The sequence below is a fragment of the Streptomyces sparsogenes genome (genome assembly GCF_001704635.1).
In the GTDB taxonomy this organism is placed as follows: Bacteria; Actinomycetota; Actinomycetes; order Streptomycetales; family Streptomycetaceae; genus Streptomyces; species Streptomyces sparsogenes.
In genome coordinates this window covers 19,603-42,278 of sequence record NZ_MAXF01000175.1, presented here as the reverse complement: position 1 = coordinate 42,278, position 22,676 = coordinate 19,603, and the positions used below count along the sequence as shown (strand labels likewise).

At 75.0% G+C, this 22,676-nt stretch carries 16 protein-coding genes; 6 read left to right on the top strand and 10 right to left on the bottom strand.

What is annotated here, in order from left to right; translation table 11 throughout:
* From BBH68_RS32905 to BBH68_RS42635, 4 genes are all read left to right on the top strand, one after another.
* A partial coding sequence (locus tag BBH68_RS32905) for an AAA family ATPase (protein ID WP_141713118.1) occupies positions 1–1,290 on the top strand: 1,290 nt, incomplete at its 5' end.
* A 121-nt stretch (positions 1,291–1,411) separates the two neighbouring features.
* Positions 1,412–3,040: an AMP-binding protein gene (locus BBH68_RS32900; protein ID WP_079151355.1), complete on the top strand. Its 1,629-nt coding sequence runs from the start codon at positions 1,412–1,414 to the stop codon at positions 3,038–3,040.
* 167 nt (positions 3,041–3,207) lie between these two features.
* The gene (locus tag BBH68_RS32895; protein WP_079151358.1) at positions 3,208–4,251 is read left to right on the top strand and encodes a LacI family DNA-binding transcriptional regulator; all 1,044 of its coding nucleotides are present in this window, start codon (positions 3,208–3,210) and stop codon (positions 4,249–4,251) included.
* Between the two features lie 92 nt (positions 4,252–4,343).
* Entirely contained in the window at positions 4,344–4,661 is a 318-nt protein-coding gene (locus BBH68_RS42635; RefSeq protein WP_065967422.1) for a hypothetical protein, read from the top strand.
* A 74-nt stretch (positions 4,662–4,735) separates the two neighbouring features.
* Here the strand turns inward: BBH68_RS42635 and BBH68_RS32885 are convergent, their stop codons facing one another.
* The 5 genes from BBH68_RS32885 to BBH68_RS32865 form a co-directional block, all read right to left on the bottom strand.
* A complete protein-coding gene (locus tag BBH68_RS32885) occupies positions 4,736–7,270 on the bottom strand; it encodes a SpoIIE family protein phosphatase (protein WP_079151354.1) in 2,535 nt (844 codons plus the stop codon).
* Between the two features lie 127 nt (positions 7,271–7,397).
* On the bottom strand, positions 7,398–8,222 hold the full coding sequence (locus tag BBH68_RS32880; RefSeq protein WP_065967421.1) for an ATP-grasp domain-containing protein: 825 nt from the start codon (positions 8,220–8,222) through the stop codon (positions 7,398–7,400).
* Complete coding sequence (locus tag BBH68_RS32875; RefSeq protein WP_065967420.1) at positions 8,219–9,133, bottom strand: ATP-grasp domain-containing protein; 915 nt, start codon at positions 9,131–9,133, stop codon at positions 8,219–8,221. The genes BBH68_RS32880 and BBH68_RS32875 overlap by 4 nt, the downstream gene beginning before the upstream one ends.
* A gap of 117 nt (positions 9,134–9,250) precedes the next feature.
* Positions 9,251–10,105 (bottom strand): ABC transporter permease, encoded by an 855-nt coding sequence (locus BBH68_RS32870; protein WP_065967419.1) that lies wholly within the window; start codon positions 10,103–10,105, stop codon positions 9,251–9,253.
* Positions 10,106–10,196: 91 nt separating this feature from the next.
* Positions 10,197–12,857 (bottom strand): alpha/beta fold hydrolase, encoded by a 2,661-nt coding sequence (locus tag BBH68_RS32865; RefSeq protein ID WP_065967418.1) that lies wholly within the window; start codon positions 12,855–12,857, stop codon positions 10,197–10,199.
* Positions 12,858–13,099: 242 nt separating this feature from the next.
* Between BBH68_RS32865 and BBH68_RS32860 the strand changes: the two genes are divergently transcribed.
* Positions 13,100–13,384 carry a hypothetical protein gene (locus BBH68_RS32860; RefSeq protein ID WP_065967417.1) on the top strand — a complete coding sequence of 95 codons (285 nt, stop codon included), beginning with the start codon at positions 13,100–13,102 and terminating at the stop codon, positions 13,382–13,384.
* 123 nt (positions 13,385–13,507) lie between these two features.
* Positions 13,508–14,080: a DUF1360 domain-containing protein gene (locus BBH68_RS32855; protein ID WP_065967416.1), complete on the top strand. Its 573-nt coding sequence runs from the start codon at positions 13,508–13,510 to the stop codon at positions 14,078–14,080.
* An 83-nt stretch (positions 14,081–14,163) separates the two neighbouring features.
* On the opposite strand, the gene BBH68_RS32850 is transcribed toward BBH68_RS32855, so the two are convergent.
* The 5 genes from BBH68_RS32850 to BBH68_RS32830 are packed head-to-tail and all read right to left on the bottom strand — an operon-like array spanning position 14,164 to position 22,646.
* On the bottom strand, positions 14,164–15,390 hold the full coding sequence (locus BBH68_RS32850) for a class I SAM-dependent methyltransferase (RefSeq protein ID WP_245738423.1): 1,227 nt from the start codon (positions 15,388–15,390) through the stop codon (positions 14,164–14,166).
* The gene (locus tag BBH68_RS32845; RefSeq protein ID WP_065967415.1) at positions 15,387–16,676 is read right to left on the bottom strand and encodes a glycosyltransferase; all 1,290 of its coding nucleotides are present in this window, start codon (positions 16,674–16,676) and stop codon (positions 15,387–15,389) included. The genes BBH68_RS32850 and BBH68_RS32845 overlap by 4 nt, the downstream gene beginning before the upstream one ends.
* Positions 16,673–17,608, bottom strand: a complete 936-nt coding sequence (locus BBH68_RS32840; RefSeq protein WP_065967414.1) for an alpha/beta fold hydrolase — start codon at positions 17,606–17,608, stop codon at positions 16,673–16,675. The genes BBH68_RS32845 and BBH68_RS32840 overlap by 4 nt, the downstream gene beginning before the upstream one ends.
* 5 nt (positions 17,609–17,613) lie before the next feature.
* Positions 17,614–17,943 carry a phosphopantetheine-binding protein gene (locus BBH68_RS32835; protein WP_065967413.1) on the bottom strand — a complete coding sequence of 110 codons (330 nt, stop codon included), beginning with the start codon at positions 17,941–17,943 and terminating at the stop codon, positions 17,614–17,616.
* 56 nt (positions 17,944–17,999) lie between these two features.
* Positions 18,000–22,646: a type I polyketide synthase gene (locus tag BBH68_RS32830; protein WP_065967424.1), complete on the bottom strand. Its 4,647-nt coding sequence runs from the start codon at positions 22,644–22,646 to the stop codon at positions 18,000–18,002.
* Positions 22,647–22,676: the final 30 nt, after the last annotated feature.

Sequence of the window (22,676 nt, the reverse complement as noted above, 5' to 3'; positions counted from 1 at the left end):
GACCGGTTCCTGCCCGACAAGGCCATCGATCTGATGGACCAGGCCGGCGCCCGCGTACGGCTGCGCTCCAGCACCCGGGGCACCGATGTGCGGGCGCTGGAGCGCGAGGTCGAGCAGCTCACCCGGGACAAGGACCAGGCCGTCGCCGCCGAGCAGTACGAGCGCGCCACCGCCCTGCGCGACCGGATCACCGAGCTGAACCGGCGCATCGAGGAGGGGTCCGGAAAACCGCACGCGGCCTGCCGGGTGTCCGAGGTCACCGTCGAGGACATCGCGGACATCGTCTCGCGGCAGACCGGCATCCCGGTCAGCAGCCTCACCCAGGAAGAGCGCGACCGTCTGCTGGGCCTGGAGGAACACCTCCACCAGCGGGTCATCGGCCAGGAGGAGGCGGTGTCGGCCGTCGCCGACGCCGTCCTGCGCTCCCGTGCCGGCCTCGCCGACCCGGGCCGTCCCATCGGCAGCTTTCTGTTCCTGGGGCCCACCGGGGTCGGGAAGACCGAACTGGCCCGCGCCCTGGCCGAGGCGCTGTTCGGCAGCGAGGACCGCATGGTCCGCCTGGACATGAGCGAATACCAGGAGAAGCACACCGTCAGCCGGCTCATCGGCGCCCCGCCCGGCTACGTCGGCCACGAGGAAGCCGGACAGCTCACCGAGGCGGTGCGCCGGCAGCCGTACTCGCTGCTGCTGTTCGACGAGATCGAAAAGGGCCACGCCGACGTCTTCAACATCCTCCTCCAGGTCCTCGACGACGGACGGCTCACCGACGCCCAGGGCCGCACCGTCGACTTCAAGAACACCGTCATCGTCATGACCAGCAACCTGGGCTCGGAGGAGATCTCCGGACGAGGTACGGTCATGGGCTTCGGCGGCGGCACGGAGAGCGACGAACAGGCCCGCCGCGAGCGGGTGCTGCGCCCGCTGCGGGAACACTTCCGCCCCGAATTCCTCAACCGCGTCGACGAGGTCGTCATCTTCCGCCGCCTCGCCGACGAACAGCTGCGGCAGATCACCGATGTGCTCCTCGAGGAGACCCGGCGCCGGCTGCGCGCCCAGGACGTGCCGGTCGACTTCACCCCCGCGGCCGTCGACTGGCTGGCCCACCACGGCTACCAGCCCGAATACGGCGCCAGGCCGCTGCGCCGCACCATCCAGCGCGAGGTCGACAACCCGCTGTCCCGGATGCTGCTCAACGGCAAGCTGTCACCGCACAGCCACGTGGAAGTCGATGTCGAGGAAGGGAAGCTGACCTTCCGCAAGGAGGAGAACCCCGCCGCCCCGGTCGGCTGACAACGGTCTGGTCACCATGGGTTGCCGAGGTGGCGAGCGGGCGCGATAGCGTGTACAAGCCAATGGGGACAGCACACCCCCTGGCCTTGGATTCGCTCGCCCGCACGCACGAGGAGCCCACTTGTCCAGCCCGGAACAGCGCATGGCCGACCTGCTCAAGACCTTTGGAGATCCGGCGGCGTGCACCGCCCATCTGCTGTGCGACCGGCACCCGTCCGACGCCGTCGCCTTCACGGTGGTCGGAGCCGACCTCGACGGGCAGGACACGACCTTCGGTGAACTCCGCGACGCCTCAGCGCGGATGGCGAGCGCCCTCATGGCGCTCGGCGTGGGCCCCGGCGACCGGGTCGCCACGCTGATGGGCAAGTCCACCGAGCTGGTCGTGGCGGCCCTCGCCATCTGGCGGATCGGGGCCGTCCAGGTGCCCCTGTTCACCGCGTTCGCGCCACCGGCCATCGCGCTGCGGATCACCGGAAACGGCACCAAGGTCGTGATCACCGACGCCGGGCAGCGCTCCAAGCTCGCCGCTGGCCCCGACCTCCCCGCCGACCCGCCGTGGCGGATCGTCACCACCGGACCCACCGAGGCGGGCGACCTGTCCTTCGCCGAGCTGCTCCAGGGACACCCGCCGCTGGAGCGACCGGCCGCCGTCGGCGGGGACGGGACCATCGTGGAGCTGTTCACCTCCGGCACCTCCGGCCCGCCCAAGGCGGTGCCCATCCCGCTGCGGGCCGTCGCCGGATTCGCCATGTACCAGGAGTTCGGCCTCGACCACCGGCCCACGGACGTGTTCTGGAACGCCGCCGACCCGGGCTGGGCCTACGGGCTGTACTACGCGATCATCGCCCCGCTCGCCCTCGGCCTGCGCAGCCTGCTGTTCAACAGCCTGTTCTCCGCCGAGGCCACCTGGGCGGTGCTCTCCCGCTACGGCGTCACCAACTTCACCGCGGGCCCCACCGTCTACCGCAAGCTGCGCGGCACCCCCGCCCCCGAGGGGGTCCGGCTGCGCTGCGCCTCCGCGGCCGGCGAGCCGCTCCCGGCGGATGTGATCACCTGGGCGGAGCGCACCCTCGGCATCCCGGTCCGCGACCACTACGGCTCCACCGAACTGGGCATGGCGATCGCCAACGCCTGGCACCCCGCGCTGCGCGACGACCTCAAGCCCGGCTCCATGGGCCGCCCCCTGCCCGGCTGGAGCGTGACCGTCCTGCGCGAGGACACCAACTCCGCCGCCGCGGAGACCGGCAGGCCCGGCCGGGTGTCGGTGGACATCGCGAAGAGCCCGCTGATGTGGTTCGAGGGCTACCGCGACGCCCCCGAGCGGACCGCGGAGAAGTTCAGCCCCGACGGAAAATGGTTCTACACCGGCGACACCGCCGCGCGGGACGAGGACGGCCACCTGTTCTTCTCCGGGCGCAGCGACGACGTGATCCTGATGGCGGGCTACCGCATCGGCCCCTTCGAGGTGGAGAGCGTCCTGCTGGAGCACGAGGCCGTGGTGGAGGCGGCCGCGGTCGGCGTCCCCCACGAGGAGCACGGCGAGGTCATGGAGGCCTTCGTGGTGCTGCGCCCGGGGGCCGAGGGCGGCGACACCCTCGCCGCCGAGCTGCAGCAGCTGGTCAAGGACCGGCTCGCCAAGCACGCCTACCCGCGGCGGGTGCACTTCGTCGCCGAGCTGCCCAAGACCTCCAGCGGCAAGACCCAGCGCTTCCTGCTGCGGCCGCGCAAGGTCAGCTCCCGCGCTCGCTGAGCGGGACGCCGCAAGGAGCGCCGGGACGGGCCCGGGACGGTCCCCGCTGGGCTATCGTGAGCGGTTACGCGGTGGTCAGGGTGAGGGGAAAGGCCTACGTGAACGAGGCGGCACAGGTGAGCGCGGGCAAGACCGGCAGGCGGACGGAGAGCGCCGCGGGCAGGGACGTGTCCACGGTCAGGGATGTCGCCAGGCGCGCCGGGGTGTCCGCGTCCACCGTCTCCCGTGTCATGGGGGGCACCTACCCGGTGGCCGCGGCCACCCGGGCCAAGGTGCTCAAGGCCATGCGCGAGCTGGACTACGTGGTCAACGCGCACGCCCGCGCGCTCGGCGGCTCCACCAACAAGACGGTGGCGTTCGTCGTGGACGACGTGACCGGGCCCTTCTACGCGCACATCGCGCGCGGCGTGGAGGAGCAGGCGTCCGCCGAGGGGCGGCTGTGCATGCTGTGCACCACCCACGGCGACCCGCAGCGCGTGCTCGCCGTGGTGGAGATGATGCGCGAGCAGCGGGCCGACGCGGTGATCGTGGTCGGCGGCGCCTGGGAGGACAAGGCCTACCAGGACCGCATGACCCACTTCGCGCACGCCCTGGACCGGGTGGGCTCGCGACTGGTGCTGGTGGGCAGGCCCCCGCTGGGCGAGGGCGTGCCCGCCACCGTCGTGGACTACGACAACGAGGCCGGCGCCTTCGCGATGACCACCCACCTGCTCAGCGCCGGACACCGGCGGATCGCCTACCTGGCCCGGGTGCCGGGCCTGTCCACCAGCACCCAGCGGATCAGCGGCTTCACCCGGGCCCACGAGCTGATGGGCCTCACCCCGGACCCGGCGCTCATCCTGGACGGCGAGTTCACCCGCGCCCACGGCTACCGCGCGGCCAGGGAACTGCTGGCCTCCGGGGCCGACTTCAGCGCCGTGTTCGCCGGGACCGACATGGTGGCGGCGGGGGCGCTGCAGGCGCTGCGCGAGGGGGGCGTACGGGTGCCCGAGGACGTCTCGGTGGCCGGCTACGACGACATCCCGGTGGCGATCGACGTCTACCCGGCGCTGACCACCGTCCACGTCCCGCACGAGGAGCTGGGCCGCACCGCGGTGCGGCTCGCCCTGCACCGCGACGAGTTCCCCGAGAGCCAGCACCAGGTGCTCGGCACCCACATCGTCATCCGCGCCTCGACCCGGGGACCCGGCCGCCCCCGGGAAACCTCTTAGAAAACGGTCTCTGCCCGGCCCTCCGCATCCCTCGCGGGCGCGGTCGGGGTATCGAGAGCCGCGAGAACACCCACCAGCCCAGCCGCCGCGGAGTGCTGAAGGCCGCCGGAGGGCTCGCCCTCGCCGGCGCGGCCGGCGGCCTCACCGCCGCCGTCACCGCGGCCGCCGCCGACGCCGCCCGCGACATCCTCAACGCCTGGTCCGAGATGATGCGGGGCGTCTTCCACCCGCTCGACGACCAGTTCCTCACCGGCCACAACGACGCGTGCATCCTCCCCAGGACGCGCGCCCCGCGCACAGCACGCCTTACGGCGGGACGGTCTTCGTCCGAAGCCGGTCATCCCGAGGCCCCGCAGTTGTTGCAGCTCCAACCGCCGCTCGGACCCTGGATGACCGGCGCTCCGCACTGACTACAGTTCACAACGGCCCCCTCTCACGTTCTACCCATGAAGACGCGGTAACCGTCTCCCAGGCTGCTCGGGTTTCAAGCGGAGATCGAAAGGGCGGCGTCCGCCCGGCTCACCGGAAGGCTCTGCTCGGCCCAGATGACCTTGCCGTGCGAGGTCTGCCGGGTGCCCCAGCGCTGGCTGAGCTGGGCCACCAGCAGCAGCCCGCGCCCGCCCTCGTCGAAGGTGCGGGCCCGGCGCATGTGCGGGGCGGTGCTGCTGGCGTCGGAGACCTCGCAGATCAGCCCGGTGTCATGGATCAGCCGCAGCTGGATGGGGCTGCTGGCGTGGCGGATGGCGTTGGTGACCAGCTCGCTCACCACCAGCTCGGTCGTGAAGATCGCGTCTTCCAGGCCCCAGTCCGCGAGCTGCCGCGAGGTCCACCGGCGCGCCTCGGCGACGGTCGCCGGGGTGGCGGGCACATCCCGGGTGGCGACGCTGCCGGGGTCCAGGGTGCGGGTCCGGGCGACCAGCAGGGCGATGTCGTCACCGCCCCGCTCGGGGCCGAGGGCGCCCAGGACGGACCGGCACACCTGATCGGGCGACTCGGCGGGCTCCGCCAGCGCCCGGCACAGCACCGCGAGCCCCTCGTCGGGGTCGCGGGCGGCGGACCGCAGCAGCCCGTCGGTGTACAGCACCAGCGTGCTGCCCTCCGGCAGCTCCAGATCCACCGTCTCGAACGGCAGGCCCCCCACCCCCAGCGGCGGTCCCGGCGACACGTTCGGCAGCGTGACCGCCCCGTCCGGGGCGACGACGACGGGCGCGGGGTGGCCGGCGCTCGCGAACGAGGCCGTGCGGGTGATCGGGTCGTACACCCCGTACAGACAGGTGGCGCCCAGCTCACCCGTGCTGCCCTTCTCCCCGGCCGTGGCATCGCCCGCCTGGGGGAGGACCTCGCCCTCCGGGGTGTGGAACTCCTCCTCGTCCAGCCGGAGCACCAGATCGTCGAGGTGGGTGAGCAGCTCGTCCGGCGGCAGGCCGATGTCGGCGAGGGTACGCACCGCGGTCCGCAGCCGGCCCATGGTCGCCACGGCGTGCACCCCGTGGCCCACCACATCGCCCACCACCAGGGCAATCCGGGCACCCGAGAGCCTGATGACATCGAACCAGTCACCCCCGACCCCCGCCGCGGTGCCGGCCGGGAGGTAGCGGGAGGCGATCGACGCGGCCGCCTGCCGCATCCCCCGCCGCGGCAGCATGCTGCGCTGGATGGCCAGCGAGACGGCGCGCTCGCGGGTGTAGCGGCGGGCGTTGTCCACGCACACCGCGGCCCGCGCCGTGATCTCCTCGGCCAGCAGCAGATCGTCGTCGTCGAACGGCTCCCGCGTCCGGTGGCGGTAGAACACCGCGACCCCGAGCGTGGTGCCCCGGGCGCTCATCGGCACCGCCATCACCGAGTGGATCCCGTACCGGCGCACCGACTCGGCCCGGCTGGGCTCCTCCCCGGTCCAGCGCCGGAACTCCTCGTCCCACACCGCGTGCCGCACGCCGCGGCCGGCCGCCAGGGCCTGCGCGGGAGGCGAGTACTCCGGCCACGAATCCGCGCCCCCGACCTCCACCGTCGCCTCCGGGCAGCCCTCCAGCACGGACTGGTGGGCGATGCGGCGGAAGTCCACCGCCCGGCTGGCCCGGCTCCTGACCGGCTCCTGCCCGTGGTAGATCGCGTCCAGCAGATCGACGGTGACGAAGTCGGCGAACCGGCCGACCGCCACGTCCGCCAGCTCCTGTGCCGTGCGGGTCACGTCCAACGTGGTGCCGATCCGCACACTGGCCTCGTTGACGATCGTCAGCCGGCGGCGGGCCCAGTGCTGCTCGGTGTAGTCGAGGACCACCACGGACATGCCGCGCACCCGGCCCGCCGCGTCCTTCACCGGGATCAGATAGATCATCCAGGCGCGCTTGTCGCCCTCGCCGTACGCCCGGCCGAAGCCCTCGTACCGCACGCCCTCCCCGGTGCGCAGCACCTGGTCCTGGAGCCGGTCGACCTCCTGGGCGAGGGGCTGCGGGTCCATCTCGCGCAGCCTCAGCCCGCGCATCTCGTCCACGGAGAGGCCCATGAGGTGGGTCATCGCCACATTGGCGGCCACCAGGCGCGCCCGCGTGTCGTAGACCGCCACGGGGAGCGGCATCTGGGTCAGCGTCCAGTCCGACAGCAGCCGCGCCTCCTCGGACGGCCCGGCCTCACCGGCCTCCGGGGCGGCCGCCGCCCCCGGGCCCGCCACCACGAGCCAGCGGACCTCGCCCTCCGCGTCGGTCAGCGGATGGGCCCGGACCGTCAGCTCCACCCGGTGCCCGTCCCGGTGCCTGGCCGCGATCCGGCCGCTCAGGGCCTCGCCCGGCCGGGCGCGCAGCCTCCCGCGCGCCCACGCCGGGAGATCGCCGGCGAGCAGCTCCCGCGCCGACCGCCCCAGCACCTCCCCGGAGCGGTAGCCCAGCACCCGCGCCGCGTCGGGCCCCCAGGCCGTGACACAGCCACGGGCGTCGACCTCGATCGCCGCGGAGAGCGGAGCGGCCCCCCGGTGCCCGAGCTCCTGGTCCTCGCCTCGATACCTGGCGAAATCGTCCTTGCGCATCGGCGTCTGCCTCGCCGGGCCACGTCGCCGCGCCCGGGCCTGCGGCCCGACGCCACGGCTCCCTACCCACATGGTCCCCGGACCCGGGCCCGCTCAATCGAACCCGGGGGCCTCGATCCGGGGCGGCTCAGCAGACCGGGACGGCACCCCTCTCGGCGGTGCGCACCGCCAGCTCGGCCAGCGCCTCGGGGGCGCCCGCCTGGCCGCGTACGCCGGGAAACGCGTTGATGTCCACGATCAGCGGCGCCCCGCCGCCCGCGTCGATCACATCCACGCCGTACACCCACAGCCCGAAGACCGGCCCGACCCGCAGCGCCAGCCCGGCCCAGCCGTCCGGCAGCTCCCCGGGCGGCAGCGGCAGCGCGGGGCCGCGCCCGGGGTCCGCCAGCTCCGACCGGCGCACCGCCGCGAAGACCCGGCCCGCGATCACCCACAGCTTGTGGTCCCAGCCGCTGTTCTCGGTGAACCGCTGCACCACCACCGGCTCGCCCGGCCACACCTCGCCCAGGGCGCGCAGCCCGGCGGCGTTCTCGACCCGGGCCACCAGGTCATGGCGCCTGCTGTGCCGGCTCTTGACCACCACCGGATACGGCAGCCCCTCGGCGTCCAGCGAGGCGAGGTCCGGCGCGGTCCGGGTGCGCGCGAACGGCAGCCCCGCCCGCAGCGCCAGCCGGGCCATCGCCGTCCGGTCCTGGACCAGCCCGGTCGCGCGGGCCGCGTTCACCACCGGAGCGCCACGCTCCTCCAGGTGACGGGCCAGGCCGAGCGCCCCCGGCGTCCGCGCCTTGAGCAGATAGACGTCCGCGAGCGCGCCGACGGACCCCGGCTCGTCCGGTGCGCCGCCCCAGGAGCCCGGATCCACCACCTCCACCCGGTGCCGGGGCGTCAGCAGCGCGGTCGCCGCGGCCAGCAGCGGATGACCGGGCTCCGGGGTGATCAGACCGATCCTCATCGGCCCTCGCCGGCGCTCGCGGGCACCTGCTCCGCCACCCGCGGCGGCACCGGCCGGGCGGGCACCACGGCCGCCGGCCCCGCCCCGCCCGTGCCGCCCGCGCCCCGGCGGGCCAGCTCCAGCACCGCCCGCCCCACCCGCGCCGCCGCGTCCGGCACCTGACGGAAGCTCGGGAAGTCGTTCACATCGACGATGACCGGGCCGTCCGGCCCCAGCAGCACATCCACGCCGTACAGGTCCAGGCCGAAGGCCGCCCCGGCGTCGGCGGCGATCCGGGCCACCTCGGCGGACAGCGGCACCCGCCGCTCACGCACCGGACCGTCCGGGTGCAGCGGCGAGCTGCGCTCCGTCGCGTACAGCTCGCCGCCCACGCAGTAGACCTTGAGGTCCACACCCGAGTTGGCCACATACGGCTGCGCGATCAGCATCCCTTCCCCCGCCAGCTCCGGCCACAGCCCGGCCAGCCGGTCCGGGGAGGACACCAGCCGCACCGCCCGCCCGGAACTCCCGTCCGCGGGCTTCACCACCAGCGGGAACTCCGCCTCCGGAACCTCGGCCAGCGACTCGGGCCGGGCCGCCGCGTAGGTCCGCGGCATCGGCAGCCCCCGGGCGCGCCCGATCGCCGCCGCCAGCACCTTGTCCCGCACCCCGCGGATCGACCGCGCGTCATTGACCGTCGTCAGCCCCACGGCCGCCGCGGCCTCCAGCAGCGTCAGGCCCGGGCCGCCCGAGACCGTCTTGAGCACCCACGCGTCGTGGCTGCCCGCCCTGACCGCCTCCTCCACGTTCACCAGGGAACTCCCCGGCCGCAGCACATCCACCCGGTGCCCCCAGGCGATGAGCCGGCGGATCACCTCCACCGGCATGCCGTCGTAGCGGTAGTGCTCCTCCACCAGAAAGCAGAGCCTCATCGACCTTCCCTGTCACGCCGGACGTTCGCCGACCGGTCCGGCGCGCCACAACGTCTCAGGATGTCATGACGCCCCGGCGCGCTCACCGGCGGGAACGGTACCGGCGCCGACGGGGCCTCAGGACACGATGTCCTTGCGGCTGAACCCCCGGAACGCCAGCGCGAACAGCACCAGCGCGTACGCGACGGAGACCGACACGCCCTGCACCATGCCGCTCCACTCCGCATGGGGCTGGAGCGCGTCGATCCACGCGAACTGCCAGTGCGCGGGGAGGAAGTCGCGCCACGAGCCGAGCGCGGTCACCGCGTCCAGCACATTGCCCACGATCGTCAGCCCGACCGCCCCGCCGACCGCGCCCAGCGGGGCGTCGGTGACCGTGGACAGCCAGAACGCCAGGGCCGCGGTGACCAGTTGGGACAGGAAGATGTACGCGACCACCACCGCGAGCCGGCCCACCGCCTCGCCCGTCGCCAGCGACCCGCCCGTCGGGATCCGCAGCGGCTCCCAGCCGTACGCCACGGTCCCCACCACCAGCGCCACCAGCGGCAGCAGCACCATCGCCGCCGCGCTGAACCCCAGCGCCACCGCCAGCTTGCTCAGCAGCAGCCGGGTCCTGGGCACGGGCGCGGCCAGCAGATAGCGCAGCGAGGACCAGTTGGCCTCGGCGGCGACGGTGTCCCCGCAGAACAGCGCCACCGGCACCACCAGCAGGAAGGCGGCCGAGACGAACAGCGCGGTGGCCGCGAAGTTGACCCCCGAGGCGGTGGCGGTGGTCATGAACGTGGTGCGGTTCTCGCGCCCCTCGGGGGCGCCGCCGAGCGCGAAGGCGGCGACGAGCACGAACGGCAGCGCGGCCAGCACCGTGGCCATCACCAGGGTCCGGCGCCTGCGCAACTGCCGGATCGCCTCGACCCGCAGGGGCAGGGTGCGGCCCGGACGGTGCCCGGGCGCCGCCTCCTCGACAGAACTCATGGGGTGTCGCCCTCCCGCTCAGTCTTGGCGCGCTCCAACGCGCGGGCTTCCCTCGTCACTGCTCGCTCCCGCGCTTCCTTCGTCACCGCGCTCACGCGGCCCCTCCTCCGATCAGGGTCAAGAACGCGTCTTCCAGGCGGCGGCCCCGCCCGAAGCTGGTCACCGGGATCTCCAGCCGCACCAGCTCCGCCAGCAGTTGGGCGGGGCCGGTGCCGTCGAGACGTACCAGCAGCCCGTCGCCGGTGCGCGCCGCGGAGGCGACGCCGGGCAGCGCGGCCACCTTCTCCACCAGGGCCTCGCTCAGCTCGCCCTCGTGGCCGACCAGCAGACTGTCGCCGGTGCCGGCGATCTCCTCCACCGGGCCCGCCTCGACGAGCCGGCCGCGGTCCATGACGACCAGATGCGTGCAGGACTGCTCGACCTCGGCGAGCAGATGGCTGGAGACGATCACCGTGCGGCCCGCCGCCGCGTACCGGATCATCACCTCCCGCATCTCGCGGATCTGCGGCGGGTCCAGGCCGTTGGTCGGCTCGTCCAGGATCAGCAGATCGGGCAGGCCCAGCATGGCCTGGGCGATGGCCAGCCGCTGGCGCATGCCCTGGGAGTAGGTGCGCACCGCGCGCTCCAGCGCGTCGCCGAGCCCCGCGATCTCCAGCGCCTCGTCCAGGTGGGCGTCCTCGGCGGGGCGGCCGGTGGCCCGCCAGTACAGCTCCAGGTTGGCCCGGCCGGTCAGGTGCGGCAGGAAGCCCGCGCCCTCGACGAAGGCGCCCACGCGGGAGAGCACCGAGGCGCCGGGCCTGATGGTGTGTCCGAACACCCGGATCTCCCCGCTGTCGGGGGTGATCAGCCCCATCAGCATGCGCAAGGTGGTGGTCTTGCCCGCGCCGTTGGGCCCGAGCAGCCCGAGGACCTGGCCCTTCTCCACGGTGAAGGAGAGGTCCTGGACCGCGTACCGGTCCACCGACTTCGCGTACCGCTTGCTCAGGCCCGTGATCCGCAGCGGCACCTCGGCCAGTTCGGGGTCGGGCGCCGGGGCGGCCGTGCGCCGCCTGCCGGTGAGCAACAGCCCGAGCGCCACCACGGCGGCCACCAGCGGCAGCCCCCACACCCACGCGGGCAGCGGGGCGGGCTGGGTGCGCACACCGGGTGCGGTCGGCACCGTCAGGGCGCCGTCCGCGAGCGCGACCGTATAGGTGGCGGGCTCGACCGGCGAGGCGTAGCCCAGGTCGGTGGCGGCCAGCACCAGCCGCAGCCGGTGGCCCGCCTCCACCTCGTGGTCGACGGCGGGCAGCCGGACCTCGACGGTCCTGCCCCGCTCGGCGCCGGTGATCCGCACGGGGGAGACCAACTGCTCGGGCAGCACCTGCCTCCCGTCGGGCCCGACGTCGTACACCTTCGCGAACAGCACCGCGTCGGGCGCGTCCGCCTTCACCCGTACCCGGACCGAGGGCGAGCCGGTGATCCGCAGCGACTGGCGCAGCGGCGCGGAGTCGAAGCGGGCGTACTGGCCGGGGAAGTCGAGCGACACCCCGACGCCCAGCGACGACGCCTGGGAGAGACCCGCTATCCCGGGCACCGAGGAGACCGCCGAGGGCCCGCCCCCCGCCGGGTTGGCGAACGACTGCTCGTCGCCGCCCAGCCGTACGGTCCGCCCGCCGCCGGTCAGCCCCGGGTAGCTGTCGGCCGTCGCGCCCCGCAGCAGGGCGGCGCCGTCGGTGGAGTCGAACCCGCCGGTGCGGGTGATCCGGAAGGCCGGCCCGGTGTCGGTGCCCTTGTCGCCCTTGAGATAGCGGTCGAACCAGGCCCGGGTGCGCGCCTGGACCCGCCCGGTCTCGGGTTCGCCCCCGTCGTGTCCGCCGGCGATCCAGTCGACGGCCACCGGCGCCCCGCCCGCCTTGATGGCCTTGGCCATCGCGTCCGCCTGGTCGAGCGGGAAGAGGGAGTCGGTCTGGCCCTGGAGGATCAGCGTCGGGACCTTGATCCGGTCGGCCACGGCGGACGGGCTGCGGGCCTCCAGCAGGCGCCGCGCGGCGGCGTCCGGCTTGCCGGCCACCGCGACCCGCTCGTACATCTCGCACAGCCGCTTCTCGAACCGGCCGCAGCCCGAGGCGCCCCGCCGGGGCTCCGCGGCGGGGTCCGCCGAGCCGGTGGTGAAGAAGATCCCGGTCCACAGCTTCTTGAACACCCCGTTCGGGAACAGCGCGTCGGCCAGGTTCCAGTAGGTGATGGCGGGCGCGATCGCGTCGACGCGCCGGTCGTACCCGGCGGCGAGCAGCGACACGGCCCCGCCGTACGAGGCGCCGGCCACCCCCACCCGCGGGTCGCCCGCGGCGTCGAGCCGCACCTCGGGCCGCTTGGCCAGCCAGTCGATCAGCCGCCGGACGTCGGCCACCTCGCCGTCCGGGTCGTTCAGCCCGATCTTCCCCGTGGACGCGCCGAAGCCGCGCGCCGACCAGGTCAGCACGGCGTATCCGTCGCGGGCCAGCTCCTCGGCCTGCGCCCGCACATCGTCCTTGCTGCCCCCGAAGCCGTGGGCCAGCAGCACCGCGGGCCTGCGGCCGGAACCCGCGGTGAAGTACGAGGTGTCGATGTGCGCCCCGGGCATGTCCAGTACCCGGTCCTCGCGGTGGACGGACGGGGGGTCGTCCGCGGCGACGGCCGCCCAGGTGCCCGCGCCCGCGAGCACGGCGACCGCGACCCCCGCCGACACCAGCAGCCGGCGGCCGCGCGACCGGGCTTTTCGCAGAATCATGCCTGCACCCTAAGCGGGGCACGCCGGCGCGGCCGCTGACACCGGGTGGATTCCGCGGCCCTCCCCGGGGAGTATCCTGCCCGCCCCCCGTACCACGGTCGCGGTACGGCCCAGCGGCCCCCGGGGCTTGCCCCCGGCGCTCTTCCGGAACCCCTCAAACTGCCTGTGGCCAGGGGCTTTTGTCAGTGCCCGGCAGTAGAATGGAGGGGTCAAGAACAAGGGTCCCCGACCTCCTTTGGAGGATGCCGATGGCCGCTGCCGTCACACCTGTCCCGGACCTGCCGAGCTATGCGACCCTCCCGACGAAACGAGTGCCCGCCGGACGCCCCCGCGAGTGGTACGAGACCCACCACCGCCGGCTGAAGGCCATGCGCCTGGCCATCGCCCTGCTCAACTCCGGGGTCTACCGCCCCGAGCAGGCGCCCAACCGCACCATACGCACCACGGCGGCCCGGATCGGGGTGCGCCCGCCCTCCGACACCACCTGCCGCATGGTGCGCTCCCTCATCCGCTACGAGCAGCGCTGACCCTCCCCCGCGCCTCCCCGCCGCGCCGCCGGTTCGCCGTCGGCGCGGCGGGGCCCGACCGCTTGGCGGGGCCCGACCGCGTGGCGCCCCGGCCGCCGCCCCGCCCCGCGTGAAGATGGGCGCATGGACAGGAAAGAGAGCAGGGGGCGGCCGGCCCGGGCGGCGGCGAACTGGGCCGGGCGGCTCACCGCCGCCCTCCGGGGCCAGAAGGCGGCGTACGCGGGGGACAGCGGACACGCCCCCGAGCGGTACGTGGCCGCCATGCTCGGCTACGGGGCGTATGTCGCGGCGCTCGCCGGGGCCGGGCGGCTGACCGGGCGTCGGCTGCCGTCCCGCGTCGACCCCTGGGACCTGGCCCTGTGCGGCGTCGCCACCTTCCGGCTGAGCAGGCTGCTCACCAAGAGCACGGTGGCCAGCCCGCTGCGTGTGCCGTTCACCGTGGCCCGCGGCGGCGCGGGCGCGGCCGAGCTGAGCGAGGAGGCGCGCGGCGAGGGCGGCCGGCGCGCGGTCGGAGAGCTCATCACCTGCCCGTTCTGTACCGACATGTGGGTGGCCACCACGGTCACGGCCGGGCTTGTGCTGTGCCCGAGGGCCACCCGGCTGGCGACGGCGGCGCTGACCGCCGTCGCCGGCGCGGACGCACTCCAGTTCGCCTACGCGGCGATGGTGGAGCGGGAGCGGGGCGGAGCCGACTGAAGCGGAGCCGCGTTTGTGGTGAGTATGGGACAGCGACACGCCGTCGTCACGGCGTGTCGCTGTCCCGTACTCACCACAAACGGTCAGTCGCGCCGGGCGAGCACCCGGTAGGCGTTGGCCAGCCGGCCGCGCCCGGCCAGCGGCTTGACCAGCAGCCGGTCCAGCACGGTGGCCGCCAACAGGGCCGGGACGCCCGCCAGCAGGACCGCCGTGCGCAGCAGCCGGCGGAGCCGGCCCGGCGGCGGCGCCAGCCAGGGCAGGTCGTCCGGCGGGGCGACCGCGTTCAGCAGCAGCCACACCGCGCCGAGCAGATCGACCGGGTCGTGCGGCCCCGCGTGCTCCTCGGCGACGACGGTGAAACCCAGCCCGGACAGCTCCCGGCGCAGATTGGCCACCGGCACGAAATGAAGGTGCTGCGGCTGCAGCCACGGCAGCCACCAGCGGCCCAGCAGCCGGGCGAAGCGGCTCTCCGGATCGGGGACCTCGATCAGCAGATGCCCGCCCGGACGCAGCGCGCGATGGGCCGCCCGCAGCTCCCCGCGAGGGTCCGTACTGTGCTCCAGGTAGTGGAACATGCTCACCACGTCATAGCCGTCGGCCAGTTCCGCCACCCGCTCCACGAAGCCGCCGCGGATGCCCCGCGCCACCCGCCCCGCCCGCTCGGCCAGCTCCACCCCGGCGCTCAGGTCCAGCCCGTCGAAGAGGGTCCCGGGGAAGACCGCGCGGGCCGCCTCGCAGAAGTGGCCGTGCCCGGTGCCCACGTCCAGCCAGTTCCCCGGCGCCTGAGCGAAGGGGCGCAGCGACTCGGCCCGCTTGACGTACGCCCTGCGCCGCCCGGCGAACAGCCCGCCGATGTCCCGCTCGCCCAGCCCGTCGTAGAAGTCCCGGTAGTAGAACTCCAGACCCACGGGATTCAGCCGCGGGTTCTGGAACACATGCCCGCAGTCCAGGCACCGGTCCAGCGCGAAGCGGCCCGGCTTGTGCTGGAAGAGATCGGTGGTGCGCAGCCGCCCCTCCAGCCGGGCCGAGCCGCACCACGGGCAGTCGGTCCGGCGCGGCTCGAAGAACCGCTCGGTGCCCCGCGCGAGATCCTCCGCGTAGCGGGGGCGCAGCGCGGCGACGGCCGCGGCGCGGGTCTCCTTCTTCGTGGCCCGGTTCCCCTCTTTCCCGTACGGACCGGCCTCCGGGGCGCCACGGCCCCCGCCCGCCCCGTCCACGGCGGCGCGCCCCTTCGGCTCTTCCCCCGCTGCCCCGGGGAGGTGCCCCCCGGCCGGGCCGGGGGAGGGGGACCGTTCGACGCCGCTGCTCATCTCTCCTCCAACGGGACGGCCACGGGACCTGGCTGAGGTACGGGCGGCGGTGCGCCCGGGGCGGCCGACGCGGCCAGCCGCTCCAGGTGGTCCGCCGCCGCGGCCGCACCGCCGGCCGCACGGAAGGACGCCCCGACCCGCTCGGCCGCCGCGCGACAGCCCGGCTCGTACAGGACGGTGTCCAGGGCCTCGCCGAGCCCGGCCGCCGTCACCCGGCCGAACCGCACCCGCACCCCCGCCCCGGCGGCCACCACCTGGCCGGCCACGACGGGCTGGTCGTCCCGGATGGGCGCCACGACCAGCGGTACGCCGTGCCACAGGGCCTCGCACACGGTGTTGTGCCCGGCATGGCACACGACGGCCGCCACCCGCGCCAGCAGCGGCAGTTGGGGCACCTCGCGCACCACCAGGACGTCGTCGTCCAGGGGCGCGCCGGGCCAGGTGCCCGGCGGCGCGCCCGGCCCGGTGTCCAGCGTGCCCGCGGGGTCGAGGAGCACCGCCTGCAGCCGGCCCGCGCGGGCGCGCACGGCCTCCCGGCAGACGGACAGGAAGCGCGCCCCGGCCTCGGCGTTGACCGTGCCGAGGGTGACCAGCACCGCCGGCCGCGCCGGGTCCAGCCACTCCCAGGGGAAGTCCGGAGCGGCCGGGCGGGCGGCGATCGACGGCCCGACGAAGCGGATCCGCCCGGCGGCCCGCGTCGGCCGCCCCGCCAGCTCCTCGGTGGTGAAGGCCAGCACCAGATGGGGCGAGAAGCGCGGATCGGCCGTCCCAGCCGGGTCGCCGACACGGCCGCGCAACCCCTCCAGCAGCCCCTCCAGCCAGGCGGCGACCCTCGGCATGCCGTCCAGCGCCCCGGCGAACTCGGCCGAGGTGGTGGCCGAGGTCGCCCACCGCACGCCCAGCCGCTCGGCGACCAGCCCACCGGCCACCGCCTGCTGGTCGGCGACCACCACATCAGGCCGGAACTCCTCGACGGCCGCCCGCACCCCCGGGGCCATCGCCTCGGCGAGCGGCACCAGGAAGCGCTCCCACAGGAACTTCAGCGCCTCCGGGCCCCGCACATCGGCGGGGCGTACGGCATCGGCGCCGCCCTCGCCCAGCGCGGGCCCCGCGCAGCGGAACACCGCCGCCCCCTCTCCGGCCAGCCGCCCCACCACCTCCGGCACCCCGGCCCACGCCACCCGGTGGCCCCGGGCGGCCAGTTCGGCCCCGACGCCGAGCGTGGGGTTGATGTGCCCGACGAGCGGCGGCACGACGAACAGGAAACGGCGTCCGCCGCCGCTCACGGGGCCGTCTCCAGCCCGGCGAGAGCCGCCACCCGCGGCCTCCCACCGGGCCTCCCGCCGGGCTCCCGGACCCCGTCCCGGTCTCCGTCCCGGTCGTGATCGAGGACGTGGGCGAGGACGTGTTCGAGCACCAAGGCGGGCACCTCCACCAGCACGGAGTGCTCATGCCCCGGCACGATCACCGTGCGGGTGCCCGGCAGCAGCGACTCCAGCCACGGCGCCTGGGCGGCCATGTCCGAATCGGCGCCGTAGAGGGCGAGAAGCGGACCGCGCACGGAGCGGATCCGCCCCTCGTCCAGCACCGCGCTCGACGGTATGTCCCGGGCGATGGAGGTGGTGCGCACCAGCCGGGCCGCCGACCTCGCCAGCCGGGCGGTGTGCCCGCCGTGGTGGGCGTCGATCCAGGCCAGGGCGTCGGACTCGTGCTCCGACAGCTGGGCGGCCGCGTAGCCGAGGAGCCGGTCCAGCTTGGCCGCCCAGGCGCCGGTGGCCGGTTCCGACTCGATCAGCGACAGGCCGGCCACCCGCTCTGGATGGCGGACCGCGTACGAGAAGGCCACCGTCCCGCCGAAGCAGTTGCCGACCAGGTGCACCGGGCCGTGGATCCCCAGCCGGTCGAGCAGCCGCTCCAGGTCCCCGACGAACATCTCCAGCCGGTAGCGGCCGGCCGGGCGCTCGCTGCGCCCGTGGCCCCGCTGGTCGTACATGACCACGTCGACCCCGGCCGCGGCGAGGCCCGGGCCCACGGTGAAGTAGTAGGCGGCGAGGCTGTCGGTGAGCAGGCCGTGCAGGAGTACGGCGGTGGGGGCGGCACCGCCCCGGCCGGGGCCGCCCCGGCCGGGGCGGTCCTGTTGAGGCCCGCCCTGTTCCGGGCCGAGCCGCTGCACATGGAGCCTGACGCCGTCCGGTCCGCCGGTGTGGACCATGGCCATCGCGGTCAGCTCCCCTCGCCGGCCTTCAGACAACCGACGACGTACTCGACGAGGCGGCCCACGCTGAGGTCGATGATCTCGTCGAGCTCCAGCCCGGCCACGAACTCGGCGAAGTTGACCTGCCGTCCGTACCGGGCCTGCAGATGCCCCGCCAGGGTGACCAGGTCGATGCTCTCCAGCTCCAGATCCTCCATGAAGCGGCTCTCCGGGGCGATCTCGATGTCGTCCAGACCGTACTCGTCGAGCATGCTCCGGAGCATGCCGGCGATCTCCGCGAAGACGGTCTCCTCGTCGACCGCCGCGGGGGCAGGGACGGTGTGCTTGGCGGTGCTCACGGTGCCTCCTCGTCAGCTTCTCCGCCCGCGCGCGCGTCGCTCACGGGTCGGTCTCCTCACTCGTCGTCCGCCGGGCCGGTGGTCCAGGCCACGACGTAGTCCCGGCTGGGCAACCCCGGAGGGTTGGCCGTACGCACGCTGTGCACCCGGTAGCGGCGCGGCCCGCCGGCCGCGGAGGCCACCTCGGCCAGCAGCCACCCCGGGCCGGCGTCGAGCACGGTGAAGCCCGGCCCGCCGCCGACGACGCCCTCCGCCTCGGCCACCGCCCCCCGCACCGCGCGCAGGACGGTGCCCTCCAACCCGGCGGTCCCGCCCGTCAACTCCTCGATGCGGATGCCGGGGCCGGGCCCGCCACCCCCGCGCCCCGGCGGGCGCGGCACCACCAGGGCCACCCCGGCCTCCGCCCGGCTCGCCAGCGAGACGTCCAGCGCGGGCAGCGTCCGCCCGTGCGCCCCCAGGACGTACGGGCGACCCCGCGCGTCCTCGCACACCTGGACCTCGGCGGGGAAGACCGGGCCCTCCCCATGCGCCCAAAGCCACCGCCGCACCGCGTCCTTGGCCGCGATCCGGCCCAGCAGCCACTGCCGCCGGCCGCGCGGCGCATGCCGCTCGTACGCCGTGCGCTCCACGCCGCCCAGGTGGTTGCGCATGATCAGGTCACGGGACGCCAGGTCCGGCCAGCGCTCGTGGAGCAGCACCCAGCCGCCCGGCCGCGGCTCCGAGAGCGCGTTCAGCTCCGGGAAGCGTTCTACGGGCCTCGTGGTCGGGTGGTTGTCGAAACGCCGGTCCTGCCAGCCGTCGATCCGGGCCCACACCTCCCCGCCGACCAGCAGTTGGACATCCGCCTCCAGCGTGGTGTCGGTCAGCGCGACAACCCTGATCAGGCACTCCACCGGGGTCCCGGGGCGCGGATGCGGTCCGAAGAGGCGGATGCGCCGCATGCCGACGGGGAACACCACGGTCCGCTCCGTGCGGGTCGCCATCAGCCAGTAGCCGAGCAGCTGGCCGACATTGTCCAGCAGCGCGCCGGGCGCGGCCGGTGTGGTGATCACGCCGCGCACCCGCGCCGCGCCGATCGCGGTGATCTCGCTGACCCCCTGGAACGCCGGACCGTGGAACATCCAGCGCTCGTCGTAGAGCTGCGCCGCGGTGTGGTCGGGGGCGCGTTCGGCGGCCGGGTCGGCCGGCCAGGGGTCGGGGCGGGGGTACGGATAGCGCGGCGCGAGCTGGACCGTGGCGTGCGCGCTGCGGCCGAAGTCCACGGCCAGCCGGTCCGGGCCTTCGGGCGACGGCGCCACGGTGACGGCCACCTCCGCGGCCGGCGCGGCGGTCACCCACCGGCCGAACCGGGCCCCGTGCACGGCGACCGCGCGCCGCCCGGGAGCGGCCCGCTCGGCCGCGTCCATGAGGTGCCCGATGATGGTGGTGGCCGGGACGACCGGCCACCGGTCGGACTCGTCGGGCCAGTCGGGGCGTTGCCGGAAGAAGCAGTGGTCACGCAGGTACGGCATGGTGTCGGTGGAGACGCGCAGCACGGTGCGCCAGGTCTTCCGCGAGGGCTCGGCAGGGGCCGGTGGCGGTGGCGGTGACAGGGTCGGTGGCCGTTGCGAGGGCGCTGACGGTGGCGTGACGGGGGCCGGGGGCCGCGGGGCCGGTGGTCCGCCCCCGCGGCCCGCGACGGCGATCAGCTCGGCCGCGGCGCCGGCCGTCTCCCGGAGCAGCGCGCCGAACTCCGCGGCCACCGGAAACCGCTCCGCCATCGCGTCCAGCGTGGACGCGTCCTCCGCGCGGAAGGCGGGGACATCGGCAGGGGCGCTTCCGGCACCGACGTCGTCCAGGGCCGAGGCCAAGGCACGGCGCAGGCCGGCGAGTCGTCGCTCGTCCAGGGAGATCAGCGCACCGCCCAGGTCGAGCGGTACGGGCTTCGGCCCCGCGGTGATGGTGGCGGCGGAGGTGGAGGTAACCGGGACCGGGGCGGCGGTCGGGGCAGGAGCGGTCGAAGGCCCGGCGGAGGGGCGCGGCAGCGACGGGTCGACCCGGGCGCCCTCCACCCACAGGGCGGTGGCCACCCGTCGCAGTTGCGCGACGCCGTCGCGGTGCGGCGAGTCGGCGGCCACCGCCAGATGTTCCGCCCCCTGCAGTGTGTCGCCGATGAGCGCGGCCAACTGACCCGGGCCCACCTGCACGAACGCCCGGAACCCCGCCTCGTACAGAGCCTCGGTCAGCAGCCGGAACCGCACCGGCTCCAGCAGATGCCGGATGAACAGCTCCCGTACGTCGGCCTCGCCGGGCGGGTACGGTGCCGCGGTCGTGCCCGACCAGATGGGCACGCTCGGCGGGTACAGCTCGAAGCGCTCCGCAGCGGCCCTGATCGGCCCCAGGTAGGGCGCGAGCATCGGGGTGTGAAAGCCGGACTGGAACGGGAGGACCTGCCCGATCACCCCCTCGGCGCGCAGCCGCCGCACGAACGCCTCGACATCGGCCAGCGGCCCGCACACCATCGACTGGCTCGGCGCGTTGTCGTGGGAGAGCACGACCCGGCCGCCCGCCGTCTCCGCGAGCGCGGCCAGCACCCGTTCGGCGGACGCCCCCAGCGCACCGAAGGCCAGCCCGGGCACGCGCAGGGCGTCCGGGTCGAACGAGCCGAGGAATTCGTCGACCGCCGCGCCCGAGTACAGGCCGGCGGACACCATCGCGGTCCATTCGCCGACGCTGTGCCCGGCCACCGCGTCCGGGACCACCCCCATGCGCCGCAGCGCGCCGTCCAGCAGGCGGCTGACGGCGAACACGCCGACCCCGTGGCGGCCGACATCGCCGACCCGCGCCCGACCGCCGGCCGACCCGGCGGTGGCGGGGGAGAGCCCGAAGTACTCGGCGACGCCGTCCACCCGGGGCGCGAACTCGGCCTCCAGCCCCGGGAAGACAAAGGCCACCCGCCCCGGCCCCACCGCGGCGTGCTCGCTCAGCAGCGGAGCAGGCGTGAACCAGACATCACCGCGCCCCCTCCACGAACACCCCTTGGCGACCACCCGCCGCGCCAATGCCAGCCGCTTCGCGGTCGGCCCGACGACACCGAGCCGAACCCGGCCCGCGGCGCCGGGCCCCTCGCCGGGCGTGGCCTCTCGCAGGACCGCGTCATCCGCCGCCAGCCGCGCGCCCAACTCCTCGGCCGTCCCCCCGACCAGCGCCACCACTCGCTCCGGCTCAACGACCCGGACACGGGGGGCGCGATCACCCGGCCGGATCCCGACCGCCGCGCCGGCCCCTTCCGATGGCCGAGGGCTTGGGGCCGCCGGGGCCCACGTCGCCGCCGGTGGTGCCTGCTCCAGCACCACATGCGCGTTGATCCCGCCGAAGCCGAACGCGTTGACCGCCGCGCGGCGCACCCGCGTGGTCGGGGCGCTCTCCCAGGGCTCGGCGGTGCCGATCGTACGGAAGCGGGTCTCGGCCAGGGCCGGGTGCGGGTCGTCGCAGTGGAGCGTGGGGGGCAGCAGGCCGTGGTGGACCGCCAGGGCGGCCTTGACCAGGCCCGCCACCCCGGCCGCCGGCATGGTGTGGCCGATCATCGACTTGACCGACCCGATCACGGCCCGGTCGGTGCCGTCGCCGGCCGGGGCGCCGAAGACCTCCGCCACCGTGGCGAGTTCGGCCGCGTCGCCCGCGGGGGTCGCCGTGCCGTGCGCCTCCAGCAGCCCGAGGGAGCCGGGTTCCCGTGGGTCGAGCCCTGCCGCCCGCCACGCCTGCCGCACCGCCCGCGTCTGGCCGCCCGGGTCCGGGTTGACCAGGCCCGCGGCGCGCCCGTCGCCCGCGACCCCGGTGCCCCTGATGACCGCGTAGACCCGGTCCCCGTCCCGCCGCGCGTCGGCTAGCCGCTTGAGCACCACGACGCCCGTGCCCTCGCCGATCAGGATTCCGTCGGCCGCACGGTGGAAGGGGCGGATGCGCTCGCTCGGCGAGAGCGCGCGCAACTGCGCGAAGACGCTCCACAGGGTGATGTCGTGGCAGTGGTGCACCCCACCCGCCAGCATCATGTCGCACCGCCCGGAGGCCAGCTCGCCCACCGCCTGGTCGACGGCGACGAGCGAGGAGGCGCAGGCGGCGTCCACGGTGTACGCGGGGCCGCCGAGGTCGAGCCGGTTGGCCACCCGCGAGGCGGCGAGGTTGGGCACCAGGCCGATGGCCGCCTCGGGGCGGTCGGGGCCCAGTCGCTCGGTGAACGCCTCGCGCACCCGCTCCAACTGGTCGGCGCCGAGGGCGGGCAGCAGCTCGCCGAGGGTGCGTACGAGCTGGTGGGCGGTGCGTACCCGCTGGTCGAGGCGGACCAGGCCGGGGGTGAGGTAGCCGCCGCGGCCCAGCACCACCCCGACCCGCCCCCGGTCGGGCAGCCGCCGCTCGCCGCCCGCGTCGGCGACGGCCGCGGCCGCGACGTGCAGGGCGATCAACTGGTCGGGCTCGGTGCCCGGTACGGAGGCGGGCATGATCCCGAAGCGGGTGACCTCCACCTCGGCCAGGTCGTCGACGAACCCGCCCCGGCGGCAGTACACCCGGTCGGCGCCCTGGCCGGCCGGGCCGCGCCCGCTCCCGGGGGCGTAGAACTCGGCGTCCCACCGCCGGGCCGGCACCTCGCTGATCGCGTCCACCCCGGACACCACGTTGCGCCAGTACGTCGGCAGATCAGGCGCGCCGGGCAGCAGCACGGCCATCCCGACGATCGCCACCGGGGGCGTACGGCC